The organism is Zoogloea sp. (genome assembly GCF_041904905.1).
Taxonomy (GTDB): Bacteria; Pseudomonadota; Gammaproteobacteria; order Burkholderiales; family Rhodocyclaceae; genus Zoogloea.
Map to the genome: position 1 here is coordinate 1 of NZ_JAYRMI010000109.1, position 9,181 is coordinate 9,181.

At 70.3% G+C, this 9,181-nt stretch carries 10 protein-coding genes; 2 read left to right on the top strand and 8 right to left on the bottom strand.

Going from position 1 to position 9,181, the window contains the following annotated elements:
- Positions 1–71: 71 nt before the first annotated feature.
- From ACE3N6_RS18605 to gluQRS, 4 genes are all read right to left on the bottom strand, one after another.
- Positions 72–224, bottom strand: coding sequence for a hypothetical protein (locus ACE3N6_RS18605; protein ID WP_374247313.1), 153 nt, complete (start codon positions 222–224; stop codon positions 72–74).
- Between the two features lie 157 nt (positions 225–381).
- Entirely contained in the window at positions 382–621 is a 240-nt protein-coding gene (locus ACE3N6_RS18610; protein WP_374247314.1) for a hypothetical protein, read from the bottom strand.
- A 191-nt stretch (positions 622–812) separates the two neighbouring features.
- On the bottom strand, positions 813–1,613 hold the full coding sequence (locus ACE3N6_RS18615) for an SDR family NAD(P)-dependent oxidoreductase (protein ID WP_374247315.1): 801 nt from the start codon (positions 1,611–1,613) through the stop codon (positions 813–815).
- A 72-nt stretch (positions 1,614–1,685) separates the two neighbouring features.
- Entirely contained in the window at positions 1,686–2,600 is a 915-nt protein-coding gene (gluQRS, locus tag ACE3N6_RS18620; RefSeq protein ID WP_374247316.1) for a tRNA glutamyl-Q(34) synthetase GluQRS, read from the bottom strand.
- 226 nt (positions 2,601–2,826) lie between these two features.
- Here gluQRS and ACE3N6_RS18625 point away from each other — a divergent pair, with 226 nt between their 5' ends.
- Positions 2,827–4,755: a diguanylate cyclase domain-containing protein gene (locus ACE3N6_RS18625; RefSeq protein ID WP_374247317.1), complete on the top strand. Its 1,929-nt coding sequence runs from the start codon at positions 2,827–2,829 to the stop codon at positions 4,753–4,755.
- A 1-nt stretch (position 4,756) separates the two neighbouring features.
- Here ACE3N6_RS18625 and aroG read toward each other — a convergent pair whose 3' ends face one another.
- The gene (aroG, locus tag ACE3N6_RS18630; protein ID WP_374247318.1) at positions 4,757–5,839 is read right to left on the bottom strand and encodes a 3-deoxy-7-phosphoheptulonate synthase AroG; all 1,083 of its coding nucleotides are present in this window, start codon (positions 5,837–5,839) and stop codon (positions 4,757–4,759) included.
- 154 nt (positions 5,840–5,993) lie between these two features.
- Between aroG and ACE3N6_RS18635 the strand changes: the two genes are divergently transcribed.
- The gene (locus tag ACE3N6_RS18635; RefSeq protein WP_374247319.1) at positions 5,994–7,070 is read left to right on the top strand and encodes a PA0069 family radical SAM protein; all 1,077 of its coding nucleotides are present in this window, start codon (positions 5,994–5,996) and stop codon (positions 7,068–7,070) included.
- Between the two features lie 6 nt (positions 7,071–7,076).
- On the opposite strand, the gene ACE3N6_RS18640 is transcribed toward ACE3N6_RS18635, so the two are convergent.
- The 3 genes from ACE3N6_RS18640 to ACE3N6_RS18650 all read right to left on the bottom strand — a co-directional run.
- Entirely contained in the window at positions 7,077–7,604 is a 528-nt protein-coding gene (locus ACE3N6_RS18640) for a hypothetical protein (protein WP_374247320.1), read from the bottom strand.
- A 10-nt stretch (positions 7,605–7,614) separates the two neighbouring features.
- The gene (locus tag ACE3N6_RS18645; protein ID WP_374247321.1) at positions 7,615–8,406 is read right to left on the bottom strand and encodes a type IV pili methyl-accepting chemotaxis transducer N-terminal domain-containing protein; all 792 of its coding nucleotides are present in this window, start codon (positions 8,404–8,406) and stop codon (positions 7,615–7,617) included.
- A gap of 4 nt (positions 8,407–8,410) precedes the next feature.
- A partial coding sequence (locus ACE3N6_RS18650) for a metallopeptidase TldD-related protein (protein WP_374247322.1) occupies positions 8,411–9,181 on the bottom strand: 771 nt, incomplete at its 5' end.

Sequence of the window (9,181 nt, forward strand, 5' to 3'; positions counted from 1 at the left end):
GGGCGCCCTGGCCGGCTGGCTGGCGCGCCGGTGGGCGGCGCTGGGGCGGCGGATGGCTCCGCGACAGGCGGTCAGCGCGGGGGCAGACGCACCGCCGGGGTCTCCCGGCTGCTGACCACCGGGCGACCGACCAGATCGGCCGGGCTCACCGTCACCGGCACCGCCCGCGGGTCGGCCTTGGCCGGCGGCGCCACGTAATTGCACGGCCGGTCGGTGAACACCACGCTGGCCCCCTCGCCGCACTTGTAAACCGCGGCCTAGGCCAGCAGCGGCAGGAGCAGAACGCTCGACAACAGCACCTTCATGATGACTCCCGGGGCAGGAACGGCAGGGGGAAACGCGTCGCGTTGGGGGAAGAAACGGCCGGGGTGACGGCGCCGGTCAGCGCTTCGGTCGGGTGAGCCCGTAGCCGCGCTCGAAATCCCATTCGGCCAGGATCTCGGCCGCCTGACAGGCCAGATCGGCGTTGGCGAAGCCCTCGGGGGACGGCACCCGCACGAAGGTCCGGATCGGACGGCGATCCTTCTTCTGCAGGACGTCGTACCACCCGTCCCAGCGGTTCTGGCCCCGCCGCAGCAGCGCGTAGGGCTTGAGGATCACATCCCGCTCGTTCGGCGTCATCGGGCTCTCCGTCCATCGGCAGCGCCCTCGGAGCGGCGCAGGCACAAGTCGGATTCTAGAGAGCCCCCACGACCGTAAAGTTAAACAACATCAAAATGGGCGACCCCGAATCACATTGACACAAAACGCGGAATGGCACTCATTTCGGGCATCGACGGGCGCCGCCGAAACCCAGAACGGGCACCCGAAGCTCACCCGTCGCCCCTGCGCCCCCCGCTCCGCGCCGCCACCCGGAAGTAGAGCCGGTAAGGCAGGCAGCGCAGCAGCTTGAGCATCAGCGTGAAGCGCCGGGGAAAGTGGATCTCGAAGCTGCCCCGGGCCATCCCCTCGACGATCCGGCGGGCCGCCTCGGGCGCCTCCACCAGCGCCGGCGTCTCGAAATCCACGCAAGCCATCAGCCGCGGCGTGGCCACGAAGCCCGGATTGATGAGGAACACCGACACCCCGCGCGGCGCCAGATCGAGATAAAGCGTCTCGGCAAAATTGATGAGCGCCGCCTTGCTCGGCCCGTAGGCCAGCGCCTCCGGCAGCCCCCGGTAGCCCGCCACGCCACCGACGATGGCGATCGCCCCGCCCCGCTGGCGCAGGAACTGGGGCACCACCGCCGCCACCCCGTCCACCACCCCCAGCAGGTTGGTGTGCACCGTCCGGCGGGCGGTGTCCGCGGTCAGGTCCCAGGCCCGCAGCGGCGCGTAGGTGCCGGCGCTCAGCACCACCAGATCAAGCCCACCCCAGGCGTCGAGGATCTGCATCATCGACACGGTGAAGGCGCCCGGATCGGTCACGTCGAGGGGCAGCACCAGCGCCCCGTCGAACCCCTGCGCCAGCGTCTGCAGGCGATCCGCGCTACGCGCCGAGAGGGCCAGCCGCGCGCCCCGGGCGTGAAGCGCCGACGCCAGGGCCGCGCCGATGCCGCTGGAAGCCCCGACGATCCACACCCGCCGCCCCTGCCAGTCGGCGATCGGCTTGTTCAGGCCCCGCAACCAGCCCATGACCTTCCCCCCTGCCCGCAGCCCGGCCCCTTGCGCGCCGCCCTGCTTTCAGGGTAGCCCATCGCCGCCGCTTCAGCCGTAACGCAATGCGGGCACCAGCCGGCAGCGCGGCACCCGCGCCATCGACCAGTGCGCCCGGGCCCACGCCCACAGCGCGTCGAGTTCCGCCTCCGCCAGCCCGTCCGGCGGCGCCTGCCCCAGAAAACTCAGGGCATCCACCAGCACCTGCTGGGGCCGGGCGTCGTCCACCGCCCGCGCGAGGGTCTGCTTGGAGAGCTTCTCGCCCGCCGCGTTACCCGCCACCGGCAGATGGGCGTAGCGCGGGGTGGGGTAGCCCAGCAGGCGCTGGAGCAGGATCTGGCGGGGCGTCGAATCGAGCAGATCGGCGCCCCGCACCACCTCGGTCACCCCGGCCTCGGCGTCATCCACCACCACCGCCAGCTGGTAGGCGAACAGGCCGTCGGCCCGCAGCAGCACGAAATCCCCCACGTCCGCCGCCACATCCTCGGCCACCGGCGCCTGCACCGCGTCGTCGAAGCGCACCGCCCCGGGCGCCACCCGCAACCGCCAGGCCCGCGCCTCGCGCCCGGCTGGCAGCCCCTCGCGGCAGGTGCCGGGATAGCGCCGGGTGCCATCCCGCGCCAGGGCCGAATCGGCCATTTCCCTGCGGGTGCAGGCGCAGCCGAAGACCTGCCCGGCCGCCCGCAGGCGCTCGAAAGCATCCCGGTAAGCCGCGGTCCGCCGGCTCTGCCACACCACCGGCCCATCCCACTCGAAACCGAAGCGCGCCAGCGTGCGCACGATGCCCTCCGCCGCCCCGGGCACCGCCCGCGGCGCATCCACATCCTCGATGCGCAGCAGCCACCGCCCCCCCGCCGAACGGGCCGCCAGACAGCTGCCGACCGCCGCGACGATGGACCCGAAGTGCAGCGGCCCGGTAGGCGACGGCGCAAAACGCCCCACCACGCGCCCCGAATCGACGTTCAACTCAGCTTCTTCCAAAAAAAGATGCCTTAACAATTTTTGACATTGTCTTTTAAATCATCAAGTTACTGAAAACCCGCAGAAAACCTATGACTTTCGGCATATTTCGCCAAACCCGCAAGCCTAAGATAATCGCGCTTGATCCCGGTTTTCGTCCACACCCCAAACACCGCCGCCCCGCCTCCGCCCCCGCGCACCCCACCCGACGATCCGCTCGAGCCCCCGCCGCATGAAGCTTGGCACGCACCCCCTTCTCCGCCAGGAATCCCCCCGCAGCCCTGCGGCCGGCATTGATGCCGCCGCCGCGTGGCGCTCCAGCCTGCCTGCCCTGCACCTGGGCACCCAGTTCGCCGCCATCGTCACGGTCATGGTCCTGTGGTCCCACATGGATCGGCAGATCTACCTGCTGGCCTGGTGGCTCGGGCTCGCCACCAGCCAGGCCCTGATGCTGGGCCTCGCCCTGCCGCTGCCGCGAAAAGAGCTGGCGCGCCGGCACGACGACGTGCCCCTGCGCAGCTACTTCGCCTCGGCCGGCCCCATTGTGGGCGGCGCCGCCTGGGGCGCCCTCGCCCTCATCGGCCCCTACGACGCCAGCCCCCAATCCCAGGCGATCCTATGCGTCGTGCTGTGCAGCGTCACCCTCGCCGGCGCCGGCATCAGCCGCGGCCTGGGCAACTACGCCGCGTTTGTGGCCGCCGTCCTCCTGCCGCTGTTCATCCTGCTGGTGAGCAGCCCCCCCCTCGCCGCGCCGGGCGCGCCCTACTGGCTGCTCGCCTTCACCGCCTTCGCCCTGATCGCCCATGGGCTGCGGGCGGGCCACGCCAGCGTCCCCCAACCCGGGCTGGGCGCCTTCGAGACTTCCCCGCCCCACCAGCAGGCCATGCTCGACAACGCCCGCGCCGCCATCGTGCTGTCGCGGGGCAACCGGGTGGAAGTGTGCAACCGGCGCTTTGCCGAGATGATGCGCACCGACGAAGCCAGCATCGCGGGCGCCCGGCTGATCGACGGCTTCGAAAAGCACGCCGACTGGCACCACCACGCCCGGGCCGCCGAAAAGGCCATCCGGCGCGGCAACACCTACCACGGCTCGACCCGGCTCCGGCGTCGCGACGGCAGCATCTTCTGGGCAGAGATCACCGGCCAGGCGATCGACCCGGAGAGCCAGCCGCCCCAGGTGGTGTGGGTCGCCTTCGACGTGACCGAGAGAATGATGGACGGCACCTGCGAGGAACTCCTTGCCTCCCAACTGCGCACCCTGATCGCCCGATGTGCCGACTGGTACTGGCAAACCGACCCCCAGCACCGGCTGATGCACATCAGCCATGGCTCGGAGAGCCCCGACGCCAACACCCTGAAAGCCAACCTTGGCCGCAAGTGGTGGCAGTTCCACCGGGCAGGCGGCGCACCGTGGCCGGAACACACCGAGGTGCGCACCGCCTTCGAGAGCCGGGCCGGCTTCCGGGATGTGCTGATCGAGCTCCCCAACGGCAACCAGTCGCCCCAGTGGCTCAAGCTCAGCGGCACCCCCCGCTTCAACGAGCACGGCGCCTTTCTGGGCCACCACGGCACCGCCATCGACGTGACCGAGCAGGTGCGCAGCACCGAGCGGATCCGCCACCTCGCTTATCACGACGCCCTCACCGGCCTGCCCAACCGGCGCCTGCTCACCGACCGCCTGACCCTGGCGATCGCCCGCGCCCACCGCTACGACGAGCGGGTTGGCCTGCTGTTCGTGGATCTGGACGACTTCCGGCGCGTGAACGACCTGGGTGGGCACGCCGCCGGCGACCAGGCGCTGCTGGAGATCGCCGACCGCCTGCGCACCTGCGTGCGCGCCTGCGACACCGTGGCACGCCTGGGCAGCGACGAATTCGTGGTGCTACTGGCCGAACTGGACGACGCCGGCACCGCCAATCAGGTGGCGGCGAAGATCCTCGCCACCCTGCACGAGCCCCTGGCCACCCACAGCCCCTGCCACCCGGTGAGCACCAGCATCGGCGTGGCCACCTTCCCGGAAGACGCGACGAGCGCCGAAGACCTCATCAAGATCGCCGACACCCGGATGTTCCGCGCCAAACGCCGCGGCGGGCAGCGCATCGAGGGCCCGGACAGCCCCCTGCCGGGCGCAGCCCCCCGCCTCGAAACGCACCCGATCTGAATCAGGCCGGCTCGGCGCGCCGCACCCGGCGCTGACGCACGGCCTCGGCCAGCACGTCGAGCACCAGCACGCTGTCTTCCCAGCCGATGCAGGCGTCGGTAATGCTCTTGCCGTACTCCAGCTCGACCCCCGGCTTCAGATCCTGACGGCCTTCCTTCAGGTGGGATTCCACCATCACGCCCATGATGCGGTCGTTGCCGGCCGCCATCTGGCCCGCCACGTCCCGCGCCACCTCCACCTGCAGGCGGTGCTGCTTGCGGCTGTTGGCATGGGAGAAGTCGACCATCAGCTTGCCCTGCACGCCGGCCGCGGAAAGCTCCTTGCAGGCCGCGTCGACGCTGGCGGCATCGTAGTTGGGGCCGCTACCGCCACGCAGGATGAGGTGGCAGTCTTCGTTGCCGGCGGTGGACACGATGGCCGAATGGCCGGCCTTGGTCACCGACAGGAAGTGGTGCGGCGCCTGGGCCGCCTTGATGGCATCCACCGCGATGCGCACGTTGCCGTCGGTGCCGTTCTTGAACCCCACCGGGCACGACAGCCCGGAGGCAAGCTCCCGGTGCACCTGGCTCTCGGTGGTACGGGCGCCGATGGCCCCCCAGGCGATCAGGTCGGCGATGTACTGGGGGGTAATCATGTCGAGGAACTCGGTGGCCGCCGACAGCCCCAGCTCGTTGACCTCCGCCAGCAGCTGACGCGCCAGGCGCAGGCCCTCGTTGATCGCGAAGCTGCCGTCCAGATGCGGGTCGTTGATGAGGCCCTTCCAGCCAACCGTAGTGCGCGGCTTCTCGAAGTACACCCGCATCACGATGAGCAGATCGTCCTTGAGGCGGTCGGCCTCCACCTTCAGGCGGCGGGCGTACTCCATCGCTGCAGCGTAGTCGTGGATCGAGCACGGGCCGATCACCACCAGCAGGCGGTCGTCGGCGCCGAACAGGATGCGGTGGATCGCCGTGCGCGCCTCGAAGGTGGTCGCCGCGGCCTTGGGCGATGCCGGAAACTCGCGCAGCACGTGGGCGGGCGGAGCGAGTTCCTTGATGGCCTTGATACGGACGTCGTCGATATGGATCTTCGAGGAGGCATGCATGGTGAATCCTGTCGGCTTTGCTTGAGGGAGTCGGTCATTCTAGCCGATGCGCCCGCCCCGTAACACGGCCTCGCACCGGGAGCGGGCAGCAGCGTGTCGTCGAAGCTGCGGGCACCCGCTTGAACTGTATTTTTATATAGATTAATCTACCCGAATGAAGCCCGCCGACCCGCCCCGCGGCCGTGGCAGCCGCCTCAACCCCACGGACCGCTTTGCCGACTGGCAGCGCGCCGCCTTCGACGACGGTTGGGCCCAGACCGCCGACGACCTGCCCGAACACGGGCCGCCCACCACCCTGCTGGTGGACACGGCCCGCTCGGTGATCGTGCGCAACACCTCGCCCGACGTGCCCTTCGCCCAGTCCATCAACCCCTACAAAGGTTGCGAGCATGGCTGCGCCTACTGCTTCGCGCGGCCGGGCCACGCCTACCTCGGCCTCTCACCCGGCCTGGATTTCGAAACCCGGATCGCCTGGAAGCCCGACGCCCCGGCCGTGCTGCGCCGGGAGCTGGCCGCCCCGGGCTACCGCTGTCAGCCCGTGGCGCTGCGCATCAACACCGACGGCTGGCAGCCCGTCGAGCGGCGCCTGGGCCTCACCCGGCAGTTGCTGGCGCTGCTTGCCGAAACCCGCCACCCGGTGTCCATCGTCACCAAGTCGGCGCTCATCGAGCGGGACATCGATCTCCTCGCCGATCTCGCCCAGAATGGGCTGGTGCAGGTGATGTTTTCCATCACTACCCTCACCCCCCGCCTCGCCCGGCAGCTGGAGCCCCGCGCGCCCAGTCCGGCACGACGGCTGGCGGCCATGGCGCGCCTGCGAGACGCCGGGGTGCCGGTGGGCGTGCTGTTCGCTCCGCTGATCCCCGCCCTCAACGACCACGAACTGGAGCGGGTGCTGGAAGCCGCCCACGCCGCCGGCGCGGAAGCAGCCGGCTATGGGCTGCTGCGCCTGCCGCGGGAGTTGCGGCAGCTGTTCGAAGACTGGCTCGTCACCCACTACCCGGATCGGGCAGCCCACGTGCTGAGCCTGCTGCGCCAGATGCGCGGCGGCGAACTCAACGACAGCCGCTTCGGTCACCGGATGCGTGGCGATGGGGTGTTTGCCCAGCTCTACCGCCAGCGCCTGCAGCGCTGCTGCGAGCGCCTTGGCCTCAACCGGATGCGCCGCGAGCTGAACACCGCCCGCTTCCGCCCGCCCGCGCGGGATGCCGGACAGCTCGCCCTTTTCTGAGCGGCGTCAGCGCCGGATGTGCACGCCCCAGCCGAAACCGCCGCCGTAGCCGCGGTACGGCGGGTAACCGTAAGGCCACAGGGGGGCGTAGGGCGACACGTAAGGCCCGTAGTCGTCCCGGCGGCGGCGTGCCTCTTCTGCACGGGCCCGGTCGGCGGCCTCGATCCGGGCGGTATCGCGGCGCACCTTCTCGGCGGTGGCCTGATCCTGCGCCCAGCGCGCGTGGGCTGCCGCCAGCTCGTCCAGCACCGCCTCGGCCACCCCCTGCCCGCGCAGCGTGGCGCGCGTCTCGGGGGGCAGAGCCAGGTGGGTGTTGCTGCTGCGAATGTCGTCGATGAGGCTGCCCGGCGCCTCGCCGGCCCGGGAGCGGGCCACGATCCGCGCTACCGTGAGCGGCACGATCCGGCTTTGGGCAACGGCCCGAGCCAACTGGCCTTCGTCCAGCCGGTCGGCCGACGGCGCCACCCGGGGTGCCGCGCACCCCGCCAGCAGCAGGCCCGCCACAAGCCCTGGCAGCCAGCCCGGTCGATTCACACCCGTCCCCTCAGAGCTTCTCGTAGAGGGCCACCACCGAATCCATCTCCTCGAGGATGCGCTCGCTGGTGGTCGCCACGCTGGCAGCGGCCCTCTTCATGTCGTCTGCGGCGCGCTGGCTGAGGGAGTTCTGGAAGAAGAACCACTGCTGATCCACCAGCGCCAGCTCGGACTTGATCTGGGCGGTGTTCTGGGGGGCGGTCTTGAGCTCGTCGAGGGCTTTGGAGAACTCCTTCATCGCGGTGTCGAGCATCTCCCGCGCCGGCTCGGGATTGACCCCCGCCTGACGGAAGAGGTAGGCCTTCGCCATCCGCTGGGACAGCATGCGCTGACGCCCCGCCAGGTTGACCAGCCGGCCGGCCGGCGTGCCGGACGTCCGCTCGTAGGCCAGGGTGAGCTTGTGGGCGGCACTCAGCGTCGCCTCGCTCCCACCCCAGACCAGCTTGGCGTCGGCGCGGATGTCGGTGAGCAGCGACCGGTAGCGCCCCCATTCCGATTCGAGCAACTGGTGGGCGGAGCGGATCTCGTCGTTTGGCAACAGGGCCCGCAGATCGACCAGCTGCTGGTCGAAGAGGCGGATCGAGCCATCCAGGATGCTCTTGGCCTTCTCGGGCAGCACCCCATCGACCAGCATCCGCCAGCCCTTGGCGCAGCGCTGGGACAGCATCCGCTGGCGACCGGCGCGGTTGATCGCCCCCTGCAGGGACAGCCCACCCGCTGCGGCGGCTGACGACGGTGCTGCATTCAGCACAGACGCGGCAGGCAGCAAGGCCGCCGCAACCAAGAACTCACGACGCTTCATCTCTTCAGGCTCCAGTTCCACCGACGGTCAGTCCGTCGATACGCAAGGTCGGCTGGCCGACCCCCACAGGCACGCTCTGGCCATCCTTGCCACAGGTGCCGACCCCCGGATCGAGGGCCAGATCGTTACCGATCATCGAAACCCGGGTCAGGCAGTCCGGGCCATTGCCGATGAGGGTGGCGCCCTTCACGGGCCGGGTCACCTTGCCGTCCTCGATCAGGTAGCACTCGGAGGTGGAGAACACGAACTTGCCCGAGGTGATGTCCACCTGCCCGCCGCCGAAGTTGGCGGCGTACAGCCCGTTCTTCACCGAGGCGATGATCTCCGCCGGCTCGTGCTGACCGGCCAGCATGATGGTGTTGGTCATCCGCGGCAGGGGCAGGTGGGCGAAGGACTCGCGGCGGCCGTTGCCGGTGGGCGCCACGCCCATCAGGCGCGCGTTGAGCATGTCCTGCATGTAGCCGGTGAGGATGCCGTCCTCGATCAGCACGGTGCGCTGGGTGGGGTTGCCCTCGTCGTCGACGGTGAGCGACCCGCGGCGGTCCGGCAGGGTGCCGTCATCCACCACCGTCACGCCCTTGGCCGCCACCTGCTGGCCGATGCGACCGCAGAAGGCCGAACTCTCCTTGCGGTTGAAGTCGCCCTCCCGGCCGTGGCCGATGGCCTCGTGGAGCAGGATGCCCGGCCAGCCGTTGCCGAGCACCACCGTCATCGTCCCGGCCGGCGCCGGGCCGGCCCCCAGGTTGACCCGCGCCTGATGCACCGCGGCCTTGGC